This window comes from Thermaerobacter subterraneus DSM 13965 (assembly GCF_000183545.2).
Classification (GTDB): domain Bacteria; phylum Bacillota; class Sulfobacillia; order Thermaerobacterales; family Thermaerobacteraceae; genus Thermaerobacter; species Thermaerobacter subterraneus.
This window is the reverse complement of the sequence record NZ_JH976535.1, coordinates 2,469,465-2,490,067: the sequence shown is the minus strand read 5'-3', so window position 1 is coordinate 2,490,067 and position 20,603 is coordinate 2,469,465. Positions and strand designations below refer to the sequence as shown.

Here is a 20,603-nt window from a genome sequence, read left to right as displayed (position 1 = left end):
CGGCCAGCCCGGAAACTGCCGGCCGGGGGCTGAGGCCAGGGTTCGCCTGCCGGAAACCTGCTTGCCTGAGGGCGGGCTGGGTGTCCGGGCGGCCCGGGGCAGGAGGCGGGCGGCAGGCCCGGGGCAGGAAGCGGGCCGCTTCCCCCCGAAACTCTTACTGCCAGAGGAGCGATGGGCCATGGAACTGTTTCTCGACACCGCCCAGGTGGATGAGGTGCGCCGGGCTGCGGCCTGGGGCGTGGTGACGGGGGTGACCACCAACCCCACCTTGATGGCACGAGCCGGTGGGGATCCGGAAACCATCCTTCGCACCATCGCCGGACTGATCCCCGGCCCTATCAGCGCCGAGGTCATCGCCACCGACGTCGACGGCATGGTGCGGGAAGGGCGGCACCTGGCGTCCCTGGCCGACAATATCGTCGTCAAGATCCCCATGACGGCGGCGGGCCTGGAGGCGACCCACCGGCTGAGCCGGGAGGGGATCCGGGTCAACGTCACCCTGGTCTTCCAGCCGGGGCAGGCGCTGCTGGCCGCCCGGGCGGGGGCGAGCTTCGTCAGCCCCTTCGTGGGCCGGCTGGACGACATCGGGGAAGACGGCATCGGCCTGGTGGCCGAGATCGTGGAGATCTTCCGTACCCACCGCCTGCCGGCGCGGGTTCTGGCGGCCAGCATCCGCCACCCGCGGCACGTGATTGCGGCGGCACGGGTGGGGGCCGACGTCGCCACCATGCCCATGGCGGTGCTGGAGCAACTGATGCGCCATCCCCTGACCGATGCAGGCCTCGAGCGCTTCCTGGCCGACTGGCAAGCCGCTCAGCAGGCACGCGCGGCAGCGCCGGCCTGAGCGCCCGGAGGGCCGGCGGGGCCCAGGGGCCCCGAGGGACCGGGGGCCAGGGTCCGCGGGGCCAGAGGCGACCGCGGGCCCCGGAGGGCCCAGGGGGCCGGTCCGGGCGCCCCCTGGCGCTCGTGCCTTGCCTTGACGGCGACTCCGCCGCCTGCTATACTGCCACCGCACACCAGCGGTGATGGCGCCTCGCCAGGCGCATAGCCTTTTACCACCGACGCAATCCTTATGGTTGGCCTCCTCCTCCCCCAGACGCAGCGCCAAACTCGCCAGCGAGGGTACATGCCCGCCTAAGGGAAGGTGACCTCTTTGCCGGACACAACCGAATCCCACACCGCGTCGCGCTCCCGTTCCGGACGGGCGCGAGGTTCACGCACGCGAAAAGCAGCGGCTGAGGCCGCCCAGCCCGAAGGGGGCGCGGCCGGCGCCGAGACCCGAAAAAGTGAGGCAGGTCCCATGCTAGAAGAACCGGCCGCCACCCCGTCGGAGCCCTCACCGCCGGCCGGAGCCGGCGGAACCGGCGGGACTCCCGGGACTGCCGCGACCATCCCCGCTCCCGGCGGCGAGGACGCCGGAGCCGGTGCCTCCGGCGCCGCCCGCGACGGGGGCGAGAGCGGTCCTTCCGCCGAAGAGGCGGCGACTTCGTCCACCCGTACCCGCCGGCGCCGCACGGGCACCACGGGAGCCCGGCGATCCCGCCGACAGGCGGCCACGGCCGAAGCGACCGCGACGGAAGCGGCGGGCACAGCCGCTGTAGAGCCCCCGGCCGGACCCGGCGAGACCATGGCAGCCGCCGCCCCGGCTTCCCCTGCTGCGCCGACCTCCTCCCTGCATGACGGGAGCCTTTCCGTGCCGGACGAACCGCCAACCGCCGCCCAGGATGAAGAAGGTGATGCCAAGGCCGGGCCGGATGGAGCGACCGTTGCCCCGCGCTCTGCAACGCGGCGGGGACGGAGAGGCCGCACCGCGTCCCGGAACGCCACCGCGGAACCGGCAGGTCAACCCGTCCAGGAGGCCCCGGCGGAAGGGATCGCCAGGGCGGGTGGCGCAGGCGCCCCGGATACCCCGGGTGGTGAAGCCGTTGCGGGCCATGGAACCTCCCGGGCCATCCCCGGCGCTGTCGACGGGGCGGATGCACCGGGCACGCCGGCCGCGCCGGATGCGAGTACGGCACCGGCGGCCACTGCGGGTGCCGGGCCGGCGCCTTCCGCTGCAGCGGAAGCGGCGGCCCCCCGGCCTGCGGAGACCGGCACCGGCCAGGAGCCCGGCGGGCCGCAGGTGGGCGAAGGTGGGCGGCGGCCCGACCCGTCGCCTCCCGTGGCTGCAGCCGCGCCGGCGGCCCGCTCCCCAGTGGAGGAGCCCGCCTCCCCCGCCGGCCCCGAGCCCGTGGCCCCCGCCGCACCGGCGGTGCCTGCCGGGCCGTCCAACCAGCCGGCACCGGCCACCCGCCGGCCGGAGGCGGCCTCCTCGTCCCAGGTGCCGGGGGTGCCCCAGTTGCTGAGCCGGCCGGCCGAGCCGGGCCGGACGGACGCCCGCCCGCGTGCCCAAACCCGGCTGCCGGAGCCGCAGCGCGGGGAGCCGCGGCCGCGATCGGCCGGGCCCGAGCGGGTCGAGGGCCGTTACCGGGGTGGAGCCCCAGCCCGTCCCAACGGGGCGGAGGCGGCCGGTCCCGGCCGCCCGGGCAACGGGTGGCAACGGGGGACCGCCGCGGGGCATCGTCCGGGGGTGGTGGCCCGGTGGGAAGCCCGTGAAGGAGGGTTCCAGGTGCCAGCAGCGATGCCGGCGGAGCCGGCGGCGTCCGGGGAGCGCCCCGGGCTGTACCCTGCCGCGCACCCCGTGGCGGAAGGGGTCCAGCCGGGCGCCGGCGGGCCGGGCCAGGGGACCTATGGTGCCGTGGCCGAGCCGGGGGTGGACACCGTCCTCCCGGGAGCACCCGGCGCACCGGCGGCCGGGCCCGGCGGGGCCGGTTCTGCCGGCGGCGAGGCGGCGTCCCGCGGGGGGCGCCCGCAGGGACCCGGCCGGGTTCGTCAGGGTAACGGCGGCCGTCCGGACATACGCGAGATGGAGCAGATGCCCCTCAAGGAGCTCTACGCCCTGGCCCGCCAGCTGGAGATCCCGTACTACAGCTCCATGCGCAAGCAGGAGCTGATCTTCGAGATCGCCAAGGCGCGCACGGAGAAGGACGGCCTGCTCTGGGCCGAGGGCCTGCTGGACATCATGCCCGAGGGGTTCGGGTTCCTCCGGCCGGTCAACTACCTGCCCAGCAAGGAGGACATCTACGTCTCGCCGTCGCAGATCCGGCGCTTCGACCTGCGGCCCGGCGACATGGTGTCCGGCCAGGCGCGACCGCCCAAGGACAACGAGCGCTACTTCGCCCTGCTGCGGGTCGAGGCGGTCAACGGCGTGGACGCGGAGCTGGCCCGGGACCGGCTGCACTTCGAGGGCTTGACGCCTATCTTCCCCAACGAGCGGCTGACCCTGGAGACGCCCAACGGCAGCATCGCCCAGCGGCTGATCGACCTGGTGGCGCCCATCGGCAAGGGCCAGCGCGGCCTGATCGTGGCCCCGCCCAAGGCCGGCAAGACGATCCTGCTCAAGCAGATCGCCAACGGCATCGCCTTCAACTACCCCGACGTGGCCCTGATGGTGGTGCTCATCGACGAGCGGCCGGAAGAGGTCACCGACATGGAGCGGTCGGTGCGGGGCGAGGTGCTGAGTTCGACCTTCGACCAGACGCCGGAGAATCACGTCAAGCTGGCCGACATGGTGCTGGAGCGGGCGAAGCGCCTGGTCGAACACGGCCGCGACGTGGTGATCCTGCTGGACAGCCTGACCCGGCTCACCCGGGCGCACAACCTGGTCACGCCGCCCAGCGGCCGCACCCTGTCGGGCGGTCTCGACCCCGCCGCCTTCTACAAGCCGAAGCGGTTCTTCGGGGCGGCCCGCAACATCGAGGAGGGCGGCAGCCTGACCATCATCGCCACGGCCCTCATCGACACCGGCAGCAAGATGGACGACGTGATCTACGAGGAGTTCAAGGGCACGGGCAACATGGAGCTGCACCTGGACCGGCGCCTGGCCGAGCGGCGCATCTTCCCGGCCATCGACATCAAGCGCTCGGGCACCCGGCGGGAAGAGCTGCTCCTCAGCAAGGACGAGCAGGAGATCATGTGGGCCCTGCGCCGGTCCATGGGCGACCGCGATCCGGCCGACATCCTGGAGAAGCTGATCGAGCGGATGCGCAAGACCCGTTCCAACGCCGAGTTCATCGCCCAGATCAAGGAGCACCGCAGCTAGGCCGGTGCCGGCGGGGGCGGGGACCAGGCCCTCGGGCAGGCTCCGGGACGGGCTGCATACCTTCGGTAGGTTCCAGCCAAACTCCACCTCGTGCCTGGTCGGTCCACGAGACGGCCCACGAGGTGGTGTCCTTTGGCCAACCTGAGCCGCTGGCTCAACCGCATCAATGCGCTCCTGCTCGCCGCATGGCTCGGGATGGTGATGGCCTGGGGGTCCGGACGGGCGGACCCGGCCCCGGGACGGCCCCAGTCCCTGGACAAGCCCGCCTGGGCGGCCGGGCTCGATGCCCTGGCCGGCCGGTGGCTGGGGTCCCGGTCCGGTCTCCAGGAGGCCGGCGGCCCCCAGGCGCACGGCGAGGGCGGAGCCGGGCGGGCCGGCGCCGGTGGAGCCGGCCAGGAGGCGAAGGCGCCCGGGTCGCCCGCCCCGGCGGCCGGCGGGGCCGGGCCTTCCGCCGCGGCGGGGACGGCCCAGGCCCCCGGGTCGACCGCCGGCAGCCCACCCGGCCAGCCGGCCATTCCGCCCGGCCGGTGGTGGCACCCTCCCGTGGAAGGGGTCGCCACCATCACCTCCCTCTTCGGCCCCCGGGAGGGGCGCTGGCACCATGGGGTCGACCTGGCGGTCCCGGCCGGCACGCCGGTGCGGGCGGTCTGGGCGGGGCAGGTGCGGCAGGCCGGCTGGCGCGGCGATTACGGCCTGGCGGTGGAAGTGGTCCATCCCGGCGGCTGGTCGACCCTCTACGGCCACCTGGAGTCCCTGGCGGTCGAACCCGGCCAGAAGGTGACCAGGGGCCAGCTGCTGGGGTGGGCCGGCGCCACGGGCAACGCCACCGGCCCGCACCTCCATCTGGAGGTGCGGGCCGACGGTGGGTTCTTCGATCCCCTGGCCTGGCTCGACCCCCGCTGGTACCGGCCTTCGCCGGCCCTGCCCGGAAGCCGGGAAACCAGGCCGGGGACGGGAGCCGGGGCGCGGGGCGGATCGTGAGGCGGGCGCCGGGCCGCGGGGCGGGCGGCCGTGGCCCAGGCAAAAGGGCAACGGCCCGGCAAAGCTGGTATAATGGTTGGGTGCATTCGAGCCGGAACCGCGCCAGCGGTCCGGCCATCTTGTGCGGGCGATGGCATCCCGCCGCGATGAGGTGAAGGGATATGAAGCCGGGCATCCATCCTGAATACAAGCGGACGGTGATTACCTGCGCCTGCGGGGCCGTGTACGAGGTGGGTTCGACCCGGGAGAACCTGCGGGTCGACGTCTGCGCCCAGTGCCACCCCTTCTACACGGGCACGCAGCGCATCGTCGACACCGGCGGCCGCGTCGACCGGTTCCGCCAGAAGTACGAGCGGTTCCGCCAGGAGCAGCAGGCGGGCGCGGGCGGCCGCTGACGGCCGGGGCCCGGCCCGGCCGGTTCCCCACCGGCGCTGGCAGGTTGGCTGACCGGGTGGCCGGGGGCCCGCGGAAAGGGCGATGGGCATGGACTGGCGCAACCGCTTCGGTGGCCAGGCGGTGATCGAGGGTGTGATGATGCGCGGCGCCGGGCGCCTGGCCCTGGCCGTCCGGCGGCCTGACGGGAGCATCCACGTCACCGTCCGGCCCCATACCGCCTACACCGCCCGCCGGTCCTGGCTGGGCTGGCCTTTCCTGCGCGGCATCGCCGCCCTGGCCGAGGCCCTGGTGGTGGGCATCCAGGTCCTCAACGAGTCGGCCCGGCTGGCGGAAGAACCGGCCGGCGGGGCGGCCCGCGGGGGGACGCAGGGGCTCGACCACCCGGCGGGCCGTCACGGCCGGGAGGTGCCGGCCCGGGACGCGGGCGTGCCGCCCGGCGACCGCTGGGTGACGGTGGTGAACGTCCTGGCCCTGGCCCTGGGGCTCGGCCTGTTCGTGCTGGTCCCCACCTGGGTGGCCACGGCGATGGCCACCGGCGAGCTCGCCCGCAACCTGGTGGAAGGTGCCGTCCGGCTGGTTCTGCTTTTGGGTTACATGGCGGCCATCGGGCGCCTTCCCGACATCCAGCGGGTCTACCAGTACCACGGGGCTGAGCACAAGGCCATCCATGCCCTGGAAGCCGGCGCGCCGCTGGAACCCGAGGTGGCGCAGGGCTTCTCCCGCTTCCACCCGCGCTGCGGGACCGCGTTCCTGCTGTTTGTGGCCGTGACGGCCGTGCTGGTCCACGCCCTGTTCGGCTGGCCGGACTTCTGGCAGCGGACCCTGTTGCGCCTGGCGCTGGTGCCGGTGGTGGCCGGCCTGGCCTATGAATGGATTCTCCTGGCTGCCCGCAGCACAAGCCCCTGGGTCCGCTGGATGTCGGCGCCCGGCCTGTGGCTCCAGCGGCTGACCACGGCCGAGCCCAGCCTGGATCAGCTGGAGGTGGCTCTGGCGGCCCTCAAGGCCTGCCTGCCCCGCGAGGGGTTGCAGGCCCGCGCCGGAAGGGAGCCCGGCGCGACCACGGCCGGCCGCGCCCAGGCCGCCGGCCCCGGTGCCGCTACCGGCGCGGCGGCAGCCCAGCCGGCCCAGGCACCGGCGGGAGCCGTGCCGGTGCCGGCCTCGCCCGGCGCTGCCGCCTTCCCTCCGCCTGCTTCGAGGTGACGCCGCATGGCCGAAAGGTCCAACTCCGTCCACGCGCACGGCGCGCCGGGTGAAGGCCCGGCCCAAGGCCCGGAGCCGGGGCCCCTTCCCGAGCTGCCGGGAGCCCTTCGGGAGGCGCTGGCGGCGCGCCTCGGCCGGTTCGACCAGCTGGAGCGGGAACTGGCCGATCCGGCGGTGGCCGCCGATCCCCGCCGCTGGCAGCCCCTGGCCCAGGAACGGGCGGAGCTGGAGCCGCTGGTCGAGGCCTATCGCCGCTGGCGGGAGGCGGCCGCGGACCTGGAGGCCGCCCGGGCCCTCTTACGGGAGGCCGAGGAGGCCGACGAACGTGCCTACCTGGCGGCCGAGGTGGAGCGGCTGGAGGGTGAGCGCCAGGCTCTGGAGCGGGCCTTGCGCGGCCTGCTCCTTCCCCGCGATCCCCGGGACCAGCGGGACGTGATCATGGAGATCCGGGCCGGAACCGGCGGCGAGGAAGCCGCGCTCTTCGCCGGCGACCTCTTCCGCATGTACCAGCGCTATGCCGAGCGCCAGGGCTGGCGCACCGAGATCATGGCCGCCACCGAGAGCGACCTGGGCGGGTTCAAGGAGATCATCTTTGCCGTCAGCGGCCGCGGCGCCTTCAGCCGCCTCAAGCACGAAAGCGGCGTCCACCGGGTCCAGCGGGTTCCCGTGACCGAAGCCGGCGGCCGCATCCACACCTCCACGGCCACGGTGGCCGTGCTGCCCGAAGCCGAGGAGGTGGAGGTCCAGATCGACCCCGACGACCTGGAGATCGACACCTTCGCCGCCAGCGGCCCCGGCGGGCAGCACGTGAACAAGACGGAGTCGGCCGTGCGCATCACCCACAAGCCCACGGGGATCGTGGTGACCTGCCAGGACGAGCGCTCCCAGCACAAGAACCGTGCCCGGGCGATGAAGATCCTGCGTGCCCGGCTGCTGGACTACTACACCCGCCGGCAGCAGGAGGAGCTGTCCCAGCAGCGGCGCTCCCAGGTGGGGACGGGCGAGCGCAGCGAGAAGATCCGCACCTACAACTTCCGTGAGAACCGCGTGACCGACCACCGCATCGGCCTCACCCTGTACCGCCTGCAGGAGGTCATGGACGGCGACCTGGACGAGCTCCTGGATGCCCTGGCCGCCCACGACGAGCAGGTGCGCCTGGGCGAGGCGGTGAGCTGAGATGCCGGGTTTCTGGGAGGAACCCGCCGCTCGGCCGCCCGGCGGCACCTCCGGCTCGGTGCCGACGCCGGGCCCGGCCACGGCTCCCCGCCGGGCGGGGCCGGCCGGCACCGGCTTGCCCGCCGAGCGTCCGGCCCGGGTGGGCGAGGCGCTGGCCTGGGCCCGGGCCTTCCTGGTGGAGGCGGGCCTGGCGCCGGACGAGGCCAGGGCCTCGGCGCGGGTGCTTTTGGGGGCCGCCATGGACATGCCGGGCGCCCGCCTTCTGGCCGAACCGGAGGCGCCGCTGCCGCCGGCCGCCTGGGCCCGGTTCGTCCAGTGGGTCCTGCGCCGCGCCCGGCGGGAACCCGTGGCCTACATCCTGCAGCGGGCCGAGTTCTTCGGCCGCCCCTTTCGCGTCACCCCCGCGACCCTGATCCCGCGGCCGGAGACGGAGGTGCTGGTGGAGGCGGTCCTGCGCACGCTGTCACCGGAACCGGCGGTGGTGGCCGACCTGGGCACGGGGACGGGCATCGTCGGCGTGACCCTGGCGGCCGAGCGGCCCCTGTGGACGGTGCTGGTCACCGATTGCTCGGCCCGTGCCCTCAAGGTGGCGCGGGATAACGCGGCGCGCCACGGGGTGGCGGCGCGCATGCAGTTCTGGGCGGGCGACTGGGCCGAACCCCTGCTGGCGGGCGGCTGGGCGGGCAAGCTGGCCGCCGTGGCCAGCAATCCGCCGTACGTCGCCTCCGGCGACCTGCGCCAGCTCCAGGCGGAAGTCTACCGCTACGAGCCCCACCTGGCCCTATGCCCGGGGCCCACGGGGCTGGAGGCGTACCACCGGCTGATCCCCGGGGCCGTCCGGCTGCTGGCGCCCGGGGGCTGGATCTTCCTGGAGGTGGGGGCAGGGCAGGCCGCCGCCGTCCGTCACCTGCTGGGCGCGGTGGGTTGCCGCAACCTGTGCCAGTGGCCCGATCTGGCCGGCATCCCCCGGGTGGTGGCAGGACAATGGACGGCCTGAACCGCCCGCCGGCCGATCCCCCGCCTGCCGCGCCGGGCCGGAAGACCGGGCGGCCCGCCCGGGCGGCGGGGCCGCAGGCGCGGTCCCGGTTGGCCGGTGAGGGGACCAGGGCGGCAGGTGGGCTCCCCGGCGCCAGCGGCCGGGCCGGCGGGCGGGAGGGCGGTCCCGGCCCCGGCGCCGCCTGGGTCCGCCTGGGGACGGACCCCCGCCAGGACGAGGCCGCCGTGCGCCGCGCCGGCGCCATCCTGCGCCAGGGGGGCCTGGTGGCTTTTCCCACGGAGACGGTGTACGGCCTGGGCGCCGATGCGCTCAACCCCCGTGCCGTGGCCCGCATTTTTGCCGCCAAGGGACGGCCCGCCGACAACCCGCTGATCGTCCACGTGACGGGTCCCGAGCAGGCGGGTCCCGAGCTGGTGGCGTCCTGGCCCGAGGCGGGCCGCCGGCTGGCGGAGCGCTTCTGGCCGGGCCCGCTGACGCTGGTGCTGCCGGCAGGCCCCGCCGTGCCCGCGGTGGTGCGGGCCGGGCTGCCCACGGTGGCCGTGCGCTGCCCTGCCCATCCGGTGGCCCAGGCGCTCATCGCGGCGGCCGGTACCCCCGTGGCGGCTCCCAGTGCCAACCGCTCGGGGCGACCCAGCCCTACCCGCGCCGAAGACGTCTGGGCCGACCTGGGGCCCCACCTGGACATGCTGCTGGATGCGGGGCCTGTACCCGTGGGGGTCGAGAGCACGGTGGTCGATGTGACCGTTTGGCCTCCCAGGCTCCTGCGCCCGGGGGGTGTGCCCGCGGAGGACCTGGAAGCCGTGCTGGGGGTGGCCCTGGCGGCGCCGCCGGTGGTGGCGGCCGGGGAGGCGGCGCCGGCACCGGGGATGAAGTACCGGCACTACGCCCCGGAGGCGCCCTTGGCCCTGGCGCCCGATGCCGGCGCGGGGGCCGTGCTCGTCCGCCGCTGGCTGGCCGAAGGCCAGCGGGTCGCCCTGGTGGGCTGCCGCGAGGACGTGGAGGCGTTGCTGGGACAGCTGGGGGCGGGCGGCCGGTGGGTTCCGCTGGATGAAGGCGAAGGCGACCCGCGGCGGGCCGGCGGGGATCCCACCGGTGAGGCTGCGGGTTTCGCCGCGGGACGGGCGGGCGGCGAGCCGGCCGCGGGGGCGGGTTCTGCACCCGGCGGTGGCACGGGCCCCGGCGGTGCCACGGAGCCCGGCGGCCCGGAGGGTCCCGGCCGGGAAAGGGCGGGGGATTTCGCCCGGGGGCCGGTGGTCCTCGACCTGGGATCCCGGCACCGGCCCGACCAGCAGGCGCGCCGCCTGTTTCGCGCGCTGCGGGCCGCCGACGCCCTGGGGGCGACGCGGGTGCTGGCCCTGGCGGTGCCCGAGCACGGGCTGGGGCGCGCCGTGATGAACCGGTTGCGCAAGGCGGCGGCAGGAGGGGAGGTGCCCGGCGATGACCATCCGCAGGGTGCTGGTCGTCTGTAGCGGTAACACCTGCCGGAGTCCCATGGCCGCAGCGTACCTGAAGCAGGCCCTGGCGGAGGCGGGCCTGCAGGACATGGAGGTGGCGTCGGCCGGTCTCCATGCCGTCCCGGGGCTCCCGGCGGCGGCCGAGGCCCGGGAGGCCGTGGCTCGCGACGGGCTGTCCCTGGCAGACCACCGCAGCCAGCCCGTGACGCCGGATTTGCTGGAGGGTGCCGGCCTGGTCCTGGCCATGACCCGTTCCCAGGCGGAGGAACTCCGCCGCCGCTTTCCCGGGATCGCGCCGCGGGTCGCCCTCTGGCGGGAGTGGGCGACCGGCGCCTCCCTGCCCGACGCCGATGTGCCCGACCCCTTTGGCCAGGGGCTGGCGGACTACCAGATCCTGGCCCGGCAGTTGCGGCGGGAGGCGGCCATGGCGGCGCAGCGGCTTGCCGGGCTACAGGACGCTGCCCAGGGGGGAGGCTCGCCCGGGCCCGCTGCGGATCCGGCGGTGGACGCGGTGGACGGCGCCCCCGGCACCGGCGTCTCCCCCGCCACCGGAGTCTCCCCCGCCACCGGAGCCGCCCCCGGCGCCAGTGCCGGGGGCGGAGCGGGCATGGCTTTCCATACCAGGACGGAGGAGGAACGCGCCGTGACCGGGAGGGAAGAACGCGCCGCGGACCAGGCCGGCGGAGCCCGGGGGGCATCGGGACGCCTGCGGGTCGCCATCGGCAGCGATCACGCCGGGTTCGACCTCAAGCAGGACCTCATCGCCTTCATGGAGGAACGCGGCCTGGAGGTCATCGACGTGGGCACCCACCAGCGGGAATCGTGCGACTACCCCGACTACGCGCGGGCGGCCTGCCAGAAGGTGCTGGAAGGTGAGGCGGACCGGGCGGTGCTGATCTGCGGCACGGGCATCGGCATGGCCATCGCGGCCAACAAGCTGCCGGGCATCCGGGCCGCGTGCTGCACCGAGCCCTACTCGGCTCGCCTGACCCGGCAGGACAACGACAGCAATGTCCTGACCCTGGGCGCGCGGGTAATCGGCCCCGGGATGGCCCGGGAGATCCTGGCCACCTGGCTCGAGACGCCCTTCGCCGGCGGGCGCCACCAGCGCCGGCTCGACAAGATCGCTGCCCTGGAACGCGAATCTATGTAACGGTGACCAGTTTCGAGCGGGAAGGACTGGTTGTTAACCTTCTGTAAATAATGGAAACCGCCCTGGCGAGCCCTTTGACACCGCAGGGGGCGGGTTCTACAATCCATTAGGACGCCGGCCGGTCGAGACCGGCCGCGGCGGGCGGCGCCCTGTGGGGGAGGGGGGCGCCCGCCGGTCGGGAGAGAACGGGAGGAAGAGCCGTCATGCCATCGTGGGCCCATTCCCAGTCGCACTGGCTGGCGCTGGCCGTCGCGGCGCTGGTGGCCCTGGTGACCACCCCCCTGGTCCGGGCTGTGGCCCTCCGCCTGGGGCTGGTCGCCCGCCCGACCCCGCGCAGCGTGCACCGGGTTCCGGTGCCGCACCTGGGCGGCCTGGCGATCTTTGCCGGGTTCGTCGCCGCGGCGGTGGCCAGCCTGGGTTGGGCCGATGCCGATGTGGCGGCGGTGCTGCTGGGCGGCCTGGTCATGGTGGCCGTGGGCCTGGCCGACGACGTGCTGGATCTGCCGCCCGTGGTCAAGCTGGCGGGCCAGGTGGGGGCGGCACTGGTCGCCGTGGTACAGGGCATCCGCATCGAAGTGCTGACCAATCCCCTGGGGCTGCTTACGCCCACCGGGGCCGACGACCTGCTGGTCCTCGGGGCCTGGGGCGTTCCCCTCACCGTGCTGTGGATCGTCGCCATGAGCAACGTGATCAACCTGATCGACGGGCTGGACGGCCTGGCGGCGGGGATCGCGTCCATTGCCGCCCTGACGGTGCTGGTGGTGGCGCTCCAGACGGGGCAGCCGCTGGAAGCGGTGCTGCTCATGGCGGCCCTGGCCGGCAGCACCCTGGGGTTCCTGCCCTACAACTTCAACCCGGCCAAGATCTTCATGGGCGACACGGGGGCGCTGTTCATCGGCTACACCATCGCCACCGTCTCGGTGGTGGGCCTATTGAAGAGCGCGGCCGTGGTGGCCCTGGCCGTACCCGTGATGGTCCTGGCCCTGCCCATCGCCGACACCGCCCTGGCCATCCTGCGGCGCCTGCAGGCGGGACGGCCCGTCATGGCCGCCGACCGGGACCACCTGCACCACCGGCTGATGCGCCTCGGCTTCAGCCACCGGGACGCGGTGCTGGTGATGTATCTCATCACCGCCTGGCTGGCGCTGGGGGCGGTCTCGGTCGCCGAGGGGAACATCCTGCAGGGCGTGCTGATCGTCGTCACCTTGGCCGCGTCGGTTCACCTGGTGGCCCGCAAGCTGCTGGAGTGGAACCGGCAGCGGCCGCGGCGCCTGGGCCACTGAGCTTCCCGCCGAATCACCTGCCCCAGGGCCCGGTGCCGCCGGGCATGGACCCGGTGGCTTCCCGCCGGCCTCCTGCCGGAATGCCGGACCTTGTTTGGCAAGCCGCCAACGTGACAACCTGACATCATCGCCTCCGCACCCCTCCAGGGGGTGTCCGGCCGGCGCCACGGGACCGGCATCCTATCCCCGGAGGGACCAGGCTGCCCGCTGCGGCCGGCTCCCGCGCGGCGGCGGAGAAGAGGCGAAGGAGGGGCAGACCTGGATGGGACAAGCTGAGCGGGCCCGCCCGTTCCCGGGTGGCGCGGCGGGTGGCACGATGCCGCGGGCGCCCCGGCGGGAACCGGGCGCCGGAGGTCGAGGGGAGGCCGGGACCTCCGGGGGGGCCGCGCCGTTCCACCCGGGCAGTCCGGCCGGGAGGCCGGGGAGCCCGGCGGGCGGGGAGGCGGGGGGCAGCGGCCGTCCTGGTGGTGCTACGGTAGCGGCCGGAACGGCAGCCCTGCGCGCCCTCCTGGGGGCGCGCAGGCCGGCGGGCCAGCCGCTCAAGGTCCTGGTGGTGTTCGGCACCCGCCCCGAAGCCACCAAGATGGCACCGGTCATCCACCAGCTGGCGCGGCGGCCGGCCATTCGCGTGCAGGTGGCCGTGACGGCGCAGCACCGGGAACTGCTCGACCAGGTCCTTCATCTCTTCGGCATCGAACCCGACTTCGACCTGGACATCATGCAACCCCGGCAGACCCTGACCGACATCACGACCCGGGCCCTGCAGGGCCTGGAGGCGGTGCTGCGCCAGGCGCAGCCCCATCTGGTGCTGGTCCACGGCGACACCACCACCACCCTGGCCGGCGCGCTGGCCGCCTTCTACCACCAGGTGGCCATCGGCCATGTCGAGGCGGGCCTGCGGACCTACGACAAGTACCAGCCTTTCCCAGAAGAGATCAACCGGCGGCTCACCGACGCCCTGTGCGACCTGCATTTCGCGCCCACCCCGGCCTCCCGGGCGAACCTGCTGCGGGAGGGCATCGACCCGGCCGGGATCTTCGTCACGGGCAACACCGCCATCGATGCCCTGCTGTCGGTGGTTTCGCCCGGTTACCGCTTCCGCCGGGACGAACTGGCCCGCTTCCCGTCGCCGGGCCGGCGCCTGGTCCTCTGCGAAGCCCACCGCCGGGAGAACTGGGGCGAGCCCCTGGAGGCGGTGGCCCGTGCCCTGCGGCGGCTGGTGGAGAGCCACCCCGACATCGAGCTGGTCTACTCGGTCCACCCCAACCCGGTGGTGTCCGGCACCATCCGCCGCCACCTGGAGGGGGTCGAGCGGGTGAGCCTGCTGGATCCGCCGGAGTATGCCGACTGGGCCAACCTGATGGCCCGCGCCACCCTGCTGCTGACGGATTCCGGCGGGTTGCAGGAAGAGGCGCCCGCCCTGGGCTTGCCGGTGCTCCTGTTGCGGGACAAGACGGAGCGGCCGGAGGCGGTGGAGGCAGGCACCGTGCTGCAGGTCGGCCCCCACGAGGAGCCCATCCTGCGCACGGCCCGGCGGTTGCTGACCGATCCCGCCGCCTACCGGCAGGTGGCCCGGGCCCGCAACCCTTTCGGCGACGGGCAGGCGGCGCGGCGTACCGTGGAGGCCATCGAGTACGTGTTCGGGCTGCGGGACCGGCCGCCCGACCCCTGGGATCCGGGCCTGCCGCCGGCCCAGGCGGTCCGGTCTGCCGCTCCGGCCGCCTCGCCGCCGGGCCACGGCCTGAACCCGGGTGATCCGCAGGCGGCCCCATCGTCCTGAGGCGCCCGGTACAGCTACGGGGTTCCGGTGGCCCACCCCGGCTGCCACGGGCCGGCGAGCCGGGGGCGCGGTCCCCACCCTAAGGGCCCGGGTGCCGGGAGCAGGGCTTTGCGGGCCTAGGGCGGGGATCCGGTTGCCCACCCTACCGCCCTCTGCTAATCTACCGCTGGTGCGCGTGCCAGCGGCCTCCGGAACCGGCCCGGCGGCGCCCCGGCGGTAACCTGGCAGGGGACCGCAGCAGGGAGGATGGACCATGGCGGGCGAGAGCCCTTCCAGGCCCAGGCGGCCCCGCAAGGCCGTGCTGCCCCCCCGCAAGGCCACGCCGCCCGGGGCGCGGGACCGCTCCGGGCGGGCGTGGGGCGGCTCCGGGAACGGGCTGCGGGGCGCGGGCACGCTCTTCGAGCTGGCTTTCACCTTCGCGGGCACCCTGCTGGCCGGCATGGCCATCGGCTACTACGGCGGCCGCTGGCTGGACGGATGGCTGGACACGGCGCCCTGGCTGCAGCTGCTGGGGCTCATGCTGGGCGTGGTGGCTGCCTTCCGGGTCTTGTGGCGTACCCTCCAGCGCCTGGATGCGGACGAACCCGCCGCCGGCGGCCCGGGGCGCGGCCACGGGGGGGCGGGCATGCCGGGTAGAGGGCCGGGCGCAGCCGGTCCGGGCTCTTCCGGCTCCGGGCCCGATGCCTCCGCCGGCCGCGAAGTTCCCAGGCACCCGGCGGAGCAGGAACGCGGCGGAAAGGGCGGGCCGTCTTCGTGAACGCCTTCACAAGCTGGACGGATCCGGTGCTGGGACTGGCGGCCGGGGCGTGGGGCATGCTCTGGGGACTTGCCAACTACCGGTTGCTTGCCGGTCCCCTGCAGCGTATGCGGACCGCCACGGATCGCGAAGCGATTGCCACACTTCAACAGCAGGTCCTGGGCCGATTCTTGTTGCGCATGGCTCTAAGTTTTGTTTCACTCTTGATGGTGTTCCTGGTTACCGGCCGGCCCCTGGCCATCCTCGCGGCCGTTGCCGGGCTCATCCTGGCCGGTGACGCTCCCCTGTTCTTCCGGATGCGAGCAAGGAGGGAACGGGCTTGACCCCATGGCTGCAGCTGGCCGCCGCGGGCGGCGAGGCGGCGGAGGGCGGGCACGTGGTCTTCCACCTGTTCGGGCTGCCCGTGCACGAGTCCATCGTCACCATGTGGATCCTCATGGCCCTGATCATCGTGCTGGGGATCGCGGCGGCCCGCGGCCTGCACCTGGTGCCGCGCAACCGGTTTCAGATGGCCGTCCAGTGGGCCGTGGAATCCCTTTACGGCTTTGTGACCGACATCATGGGCCGGGAGCGGGCGCGGCAGTTCACTCCGCTGTTGGGCTCCTTCTTCGTTTTGATCCTGCTGAGCAACTACACCGGCCTGCTTCCCCTTCTGCCCCACGAGAACTGGTTCCAGCCGCCGACGAGCCGCTGGGGCGTGACCGGCGGCCTGGCCATCTTCACCTTCGTGGCCGTCCAGGTCTACGGCTTCCGGCGCCACGGGCTGGGGTACTTCCGGCGCTTTCTCGAAGGGCCTGTCTTCCTCTGGCCGCTGACGGTTCCCCTGGCGGTCATTGAAGAGCTGATCAAGCCCTTCTCCCTGTCCTTGCGTCTGTTCGCCAACATCTTTGGTGGCGAGGCGGTCCTGGCAGGGCTTTTGGCCGCCCTGCCCTGGTTCCTGCCCATGGGCGTGATGTTCATCGAGGTCATTGCCGGGTTCGTGCAGGCGCTGATCTTCACCATGATGTCGGCCCTGTACATCGAGGCGGCCACCGCCGAGTTCCACCACGAGCATTGAGGAAGATTTTCAGGCTTGACCCGCGGGCGGCTGCGGCGGCCCGCCGGGCAAAGTTTTCGGAAAGGAGGGGGAGACGCGGTGGAAGGAATCACCGGGATTGCGTTCTTCTCCGCGCTGGCGGTCATCGGCCTGGCCATCGCAGCCATCGGCTCGGCCACCGGCCAGGCGCGGGCGGCGGCGGCGGCGCTGGACGCCATCTGGCGCCAGCCTGAGGCGGCCGGCCGTATCCAGACGGTCCTGATCCTGTCGCTGGCCTTCCTCGAGTCGCTGACCCTGTTCACCTTCGCCCTCGCCTTCCTGTTCGCCGGCCAGGTGGCCGGTTGATGGGACGCCGGCAGGGGCGTAGCAGCCCCTGCCGGCGGCGAAGCGGATCGGGTGGCGGGGGGCGGCCGGGCCCGGGCTCGATCGGTTGCATCGGACCGCCCCCCAATGGCGTTGTGGGGCCATGGACCACGCCCCGGCGGGGCCGGGCAGGCTACGGCCTGCGACGGCAGGCCACGGCCTGCCAACGGGTACCGCCCGCGGCTGGAGGGAACAACGGTGCATATTTCACCCGAGTTGATCTGGGCGTTCATCAACTTTTTCCTGTTCGTCATCGTGCTCGCCCGGTTCTTCTGGCGCCCGGTGATGGAGTTGCTGGACCGGCGCCGGGAGGAGATCGAGGTCAACCTGGCCGCTGCCGAGCGCGCCCGGGAGGAGGCGGCCCGGGCCGAGGCCGAGTACCGCCAGCGGCTGGCGGTCGCCCAGCGGGAGGCCCAGAGCATCCTGGAGCGGGCGACCCAGCTGGCGGAGCAGGAGCGCCAGGAGCGGCTTGAGGCAGCGCGCCGCGAGGCGGAGCAGCTGCTGGAACGGGCCCGGGCCACCATCGAGCGGGAGAAGGAGCAGGCCATCGCCGCCCTGCGGCGGGAGGTGGCCGATCTGACCCTGCTGGCCACGGAGCGGGTGCTGGGCCGGGTGCTGGACGCCGAAGACCAGCGCCGGCTGGTGACCGAGGCCGTGGAAGAGGTGGCGAGCCTGCGATGAAGCGCCGCCCCCTCGCCCAACGCTACGCCCGGGTTCTGTACGATCTCGGCCGCGAGAGCAGTGAACTCGACCGCCTGGCCGCCGACCTGGCCCGCGTGCTCGACGTCTTCAGCGAGCATCCCGAGTTGCGCCAGCGCTTCGAGAGCCTGGCCGTCCCGGCGCGTGACAAGCACCAGCTGATCGAGTCCGTCTTCGGGGACCGGGTCCATCTGTGGGTAGGCAACCTGCTGCGGCTGCTGGTGCGCCGGCGGAGGGAAAACCTGCTGCCGGACATCGTGGCCGAGTTTACTGCCCTGCGCGACCGGGAGGCGGGCGTGCTGGAGGCCGAGGTGGAGGCGGCGGCGGAGCTGGATGCCGCCACCCGGCAGCGCCTGGAGGAGGAGCTGGCCCGCTCCCTGGGGGCTCGCCAGGTGCGCCTCGCGGTGCGGGTTCGTCCGGAGCTGCTGGGCGGCCTGGTGGTGAAGATCGGCGACCGCCGGCTGGATGCCAGCCTGCGCCGCCGGCTGGTGCAGCTCCACCGCCGGCTGGCCACGGGCGGTCAGGCGTAGGAGGGACGAGCTGGTGAGCATTCGTCCGGAAGAGATCACCGCCATCATCCGGCAACAGATCGAAAACTTCGAGGGCCGCGCCGAGCTGGAAGACGTGGGCACCGTGATCCAGATCTCCGACGGCGTGGCCACCGTGTACGGCCTGGAGAAGGTCATGGCCAGCGAGCTGGTGGAGTTCCCCAAGAGCGGGGTCTACGGCATGGCCCTGAACCTGGCCGAAGACTCCGTGGGCGTGGTCGTCCTCGGGCCCTACACGGACATCAAGGAAGGCGACGAGGTGCGGCGCACGGGCCGCATCATCCAGGTGCCCGTGGGCCCCGAGCTCCTGGGCCGGGTGGTGAACCCCCTGGGCCAGCCCATCGACGGGGGCCCTGCCATCAATGCCACCCGGACGCGGCCCATCGAGTCGCCGGCTCCCGGCGTCATCGTGCGGCAGTCGGTGAACCAGCCCCTGCAGACGGGGTGGAAGGCCATCGACTCGATGATCCCCATCGGCCGCGGCCAGCGCGAGCTGATCATCGGCGACCGCCAGACCGGCAAGACCGCCCTGGCGGTGGACACCATCATCAACCAGAAGGACCAGAACGTCATCTGCGTCTACGTGGCCATCGGCCAGAAGGCGTCCACCGTGGCGGGCGTGGTGGAGACCCTGCGCAAGTACGGCGCCATGGACTACACCATCGTGGTGTCCGCCACCGCGTCCCAGCCGGCGCCGCTGCTCTACATCGCGCCCTACGCCGGCTGCGCCATGGGCGAGTACTTCATGTACGAGGAGCACCGGGACGTGCTGGTCATCTACGACGACCTCACCAAGCAGGCCTGGGCGTACCGCGAGCTGGCCCTGCTGCTGCGGCGGCCGCCGGGACGCGAGGCCTACCCCGGTGACGTGTTCTACCTGCACTCCCGCCTGCTGGAGCGGGCGGCCCGGCTGAGCGACGAGGTGGGCGGAGGGTCCCTGACGGCCCTGCCCATCATCGAGACCCAGGCCGGCGACATCTCGGCGTACATCCCGACCAACGTCATCTCCATCACCGACGGCCAGATCTTCCTGGAGTCGGACCTGTTCTACTCCGGCGTCCGGCCCGCCATCGACGTCGGCCGGTCGGTGTCCCGCGTGGGCTCGGCCGCCCAGATCAAGGCCATGAAGCAGGTGGCCGGCCGCCTGCGCCTCGACCTGGCCCAGTACCGCGAACTGGCCGCCTTCGCCCAGTTCGGCTCCGACCTGGACAAGGCCACCCAGGCGCGCCTGGCTCGCGGCCAGCGGGTGACGGAGATCCTCAAGCAGGGCGAGCACCAGCCCATGCCCGTGGAGGAGCAGGTCGTCGCCATCTACTGCGGCGTCAACGGGTATCTGGACGACGTGCCCGTGGAACGGGTGCGGGAGTTCGAGCGGGAGTTCCTCCAGTACCTGAAGCGGTTCAATCCGGAGGTGCTGGAGTCCATCCGCACCCAGAAGGAGATCACCAAGGAGAACGAGCAGCGCCTGCAGGCGGCCATCCAGCAGTTCAAGGCCGGCTTCCTGGCGGAGGGGCAACAGGGCACGGGGCAGCCCGCCCCGCAGGCGCAGCGGGCGTCGTGAGCCCGGCCGGGAAGGGTGAGTGGCCATGGCCTCGATGAGGGACATCCGGCGGCGGATCCGGGCGGTGCGCAGCACCCAGCAGATCACCCGCGCCATGTACATGGTCGCCGCCGCCAAGCTGAAGAAGGCCGAAGAGGCCGCCCGTTCCGGCCGCCCCTATGCCGCCGCGCTGCGGGCCATGCTGGCCCGCCTGGCAGGCTCCGAACAGGCGCGCCAGCATCCCCTGGTGGCGCCGCGGCCCGTGCGCCGGGCCGGGCTGGTGGTCATCACCGGTGACCGGGGCCTGGCGGGCAGCTACAACGCCAACGTCATCCGCCGGGCCGAACAGGAACTGCGCCAGCTGCCCGAAGGGGTCGAACCGGTCCTGGTCACCGTGGGCCGCAAGGGCCGCGACCACTTCCGCCGCCGGGGCTACCCGCTGGCCCATGAGCTGACGGGCATCGGCGAGGACGTGGACTTCGCCACGGCCCGGGAACTGGCCCGCTGGCTGGTCGACCGCTACCTGGCGGAGGCCATGGACGAGGTCCGGCTGATCTACACCGAGTACCGCTCGGCCATCAGCCAGCGGCCGGTGGTGATGCGCCTCTTGCCGGTGGCCGGCCTGGAGGAGCAGCCCGGCGGGGAGCCGGGCCGGGGCGCCGCGAGCGCCGCCGGGGCCGAGCCTGCAGGACGGCAGGCTCCCGGTTCCGGCCCCACGCCCGGCTCCTGGCGGGAATACATCTACGAGCCGTCGGAGCAGGCCATCCTGGAGGCGCTGCTGCCCAAGTACGTGCAGATCCTGGTCTTCCGCGCCCTCCAGGAGGCGAAGGCCAGCGAGCACGGGGCCCGCATGACGGCGATGAAGAATGCCACCGACAACGCCGGCGAGCTGATCGACACCCTGACCCTGGAGTACAACCGGGCCCGCCAGGCGGCCATCACCAAGGAGCTGGCGGAGATCGTCAGCGGCGCCGAGGCCCTCAAGGGCTAGCCGTCCCGGCTGGCGGCCCCCGCCGGGTCCGGCCCGGAGCGGCCGGGCCTGGACCGGCGAGGGCCAGGCCGGAGGCGGCCGGTTCGTCCAGCACCGGGCGGGACGGAG

The 20,603-nt window shown here is 73.6% G+C and carries 19 protein-coding genes; all 19 read left to right on the top strand.

What is annotated here, in order from left to right; genetic code table 11:
- Positions 1-178 precede the first annotated feature (178 nt).
- The 19 genes from fsa (at position 179) to atpG (ending at position 20,495) form a co-directional block, all read left to right on the top strand.
- On the top strand, positions 179-844 hold the full coding sequence (fsa, locus tag THESUDRAFT_RS10140; protein ID WP_006904700.1) for a fructose-6-phosphate aldolase: 666 nt from the start codon (positions 179-181) through the stop codon (positions 842-844).
- Between the two features lie 1,764 nt (positions 845-2,608).
- Positions 2,609-4,141, top strand: a complete 1,533-nt coding sequence (gene rho, locus THESUDRAFT_RS14705; protein WP_341349097.1) for a transcription termination factor Rho — start codon at positions 2,609-2,611, stop codon at positions 4,139-4,141.
- Positions 4,142-4,273: 132 nt separating this feature from the next.
- A complete protein-coding gene (locus THESUDRAFT_RS15130) occupies positions 4,274-5,122 on the top strand; it encodes a M23 family metallopeptidase (RefSeq protein WP_006904698.1) in 849 nt (282 codons plus the stop codon).
- Positions 5,123-5,283: 161 nt separating this feature from the next.
- The gene (gene rpmE, locus THESUDRAFT_RS10125) at positions 5,284-5,517 is read left to right on the top strand and encodes a 50S ribosomal protein L31 (protein ID WP_006904697.1); all 234 of its coding nucleotides are present in this window, start codon (positions 5,284-5,286) and stop codon (positions 5,515-5,517) included.
- 88 nt (positions 5,518-5,605) lie between these two features.
- Positions 5,606-6,718, top strand: a complete 1,113-nt coding sequence (locus tag THESUDRAFT_RS10120) for a DUF1385 domain-containing protein (protein WP_156821790.1) — start codon at positions 5,606-5,608, stop codon at positions 6,716-6,718.
- 6 nt (positions 6,719-6,724) lie between these two features.
- A complete protein-coding gene (gene prfA, locus THESUDRAFT_RS10115) occupies positions 6,725-7,894 on the top strand; it encodes a peptide chain release factor 1 (RefSeq protein ID WP_006904695.1) in 1,170 nt (389 codons plus the stop codon).
- Position 7,895: 1 nt separating this feature from the next.
- A complete protein-coding gene (gene prmC / locus THESUDRAFT_RS10110; protein WP_006904694.1) occupies positions 7,896-8,891 on the top strand; it encodes a peptide chain release factor N(5)-glutamine methyltransferase in 996 nt (331 codons plus the stop codon).
- A gap of 89 nt (positions 8,892-8,980) precedes the next feature.
- A complete protein-coding gene (locus THESUDRAFT_RS12485) occupies positions 8,981-10,360 on the top strand; it encodes an L-threonylcarbamoyladenylate synthase (RefSeq protein ID WP_169328718.1) in 1,380 nt (459 codons plus the stop codon).
- Positions 10,329-11,498 carry a ribose 5-phosphate isomerase B gene (gene rpiB / locus THESUDRAFT_RS15195; protein ID WP_006904692.1) on the top strand — a complete coding sequence of 390 codons (1,170 nt, stop codon included), beginning with the start codon at positions 10,329-10,331 and terminating at the stop codon, positions 11,496-11,498. Before THESUDRAFT_RS12485 ends, rpiB begins: the two co-directional genes overlap by 32 nt.
- 203 nt (positions 11,499-11,701) lie before the next feature.
- Positions 11,702-12,781, top strand: coding sequence for a glycosyltransferase family 4 protein (locus THESUDRAFT_RS10095; protein ID WP_006904691.1), 1,080 nt, complete (start codon positions 11,702-11,704; stop codon positions 12,779-12,781).
- Positions 12,782-13,289: 508 nt separating this feature from the next.
- Entirely contained in the window at positions 13,290-14,561 is a 1,272-nt protein-coding gene (gene wecB / locus THESUDRAFT_RS10085) for a non-hydrolyzing UDP-N-acetylglucosamine 2-epimerase (protein ID WP_423219089.1), read from the top strand.
- Positions 14,562-14,814: 253 nt separating this feature from the next.
- Positions 14,815-15,318 carry an AtpZ/AtpI family protein gene (locus THESUDRAFT_RS10080; protein ID WP_006904689.1) on the top strand — a complete coding sequence of 168 codons (504 nt, stop codon included), beginning with the start codon at positions 14,815-14,817 and terminating at the stop codon, positions 15,316-15,318.
- The gene (locus THESUDRAFT_RS10075; protein ID WP_006904688.1) at positions 15,315-15,641 is read left to right on the top strand and encodes a hypothetical protein; all 327 of its coding nucleotides are present in this window, start codon (positions 15,315-15,317) and stop codon (positions 15,639-15,641) included. Before THESUDRAFT_RS10080 ends, THESUDRAFT_RS10075 begins: the two co-directional genes overlap by 4 nt.
- Positions 15,638-16,375 carry a F0F1 ATP synthase subunit A gene (gene atpB / locus THESUDRAFT_RS10070; protein WP_006904687.1) on the top strand — a complete coding sequence of 246 codons (738 nt, stop codon included), beginning with the start codon at positions 15,638-15,640 and terminating at the stop codon, positions 16,373-16,375. Before THESUDRAFT_RS10075 ends, atpB begins: the two co-directional genes overlap by 4 nt.
- 78 nt (positions 16,376-16,453) lie before the next feature.
- Positions 16,454-16,699: an ATP synthase F0 subunit C gene (locus tag THESUDRAFT_RS10065; protein ID WP_006904686.1), complete on the top strand. Its 246-nt coding sequence runs from the start codon at positions 16,454-16,456 to the stop codon at positions 16,697-16,699.
- A gap of 216 nt (positions 16,700-16,915) precedes the next feature.
- On the top strand, positions 16,916-17,398 hold the full coding sequence (gene atpF / locus THESUDRAFT_RS10060) for a F0F1 ATP synthase subunit B (protein ID WP_006904685.1): 483 nt from the start codon (positions 16,916-16,918) through the stop codon (positions 17,396-17,398).
- Complete coding sequence (gene atpH, locus THESUDRAFT_RS10055) at positions 17,395-17,946, top strand: ATP synthase F1 subunit delta (protein WP_006904684.1); 552 nt, start codon at positions 17,395-17,397, stop codon at positions 17,944-17,946. Before atpF ends, atpH begins: the two co-directional genes overlap by 4 nt.
- Positions 17,947-17,959: 13 nt before the next feature.
- Positions 17,960-19,525, top strand: a complete 1,566-nt coding sequence (gene atpA / locus THESUDRAFT_RS10050) for a F0F1 ATP synthase subunit alpha (RefSeq protein ID WP_006904683.1) — start codon at positions 17,960-17,962, stop codon at positions 19,523-19,525.
- A gap of 25 nt (positions 19,526-19,550) precedes the next feature.
- Positions 19,551-20,495 carry an ATP synthase F1 subunit gamma gene (gene atpG, locus THESUDRAFT_RS10045; protein WP_006904682.1) on the top strand — a complete coding sequence of 315 codons (945 nt, stop codon included), beginning with the start codon at positions 19,551-19,553 and terminating at the stop codon, positions 20,493-20,495.
- The last annotated feature ends 108 nt before the right edge of the window (positions 20,496-20,603 follow it).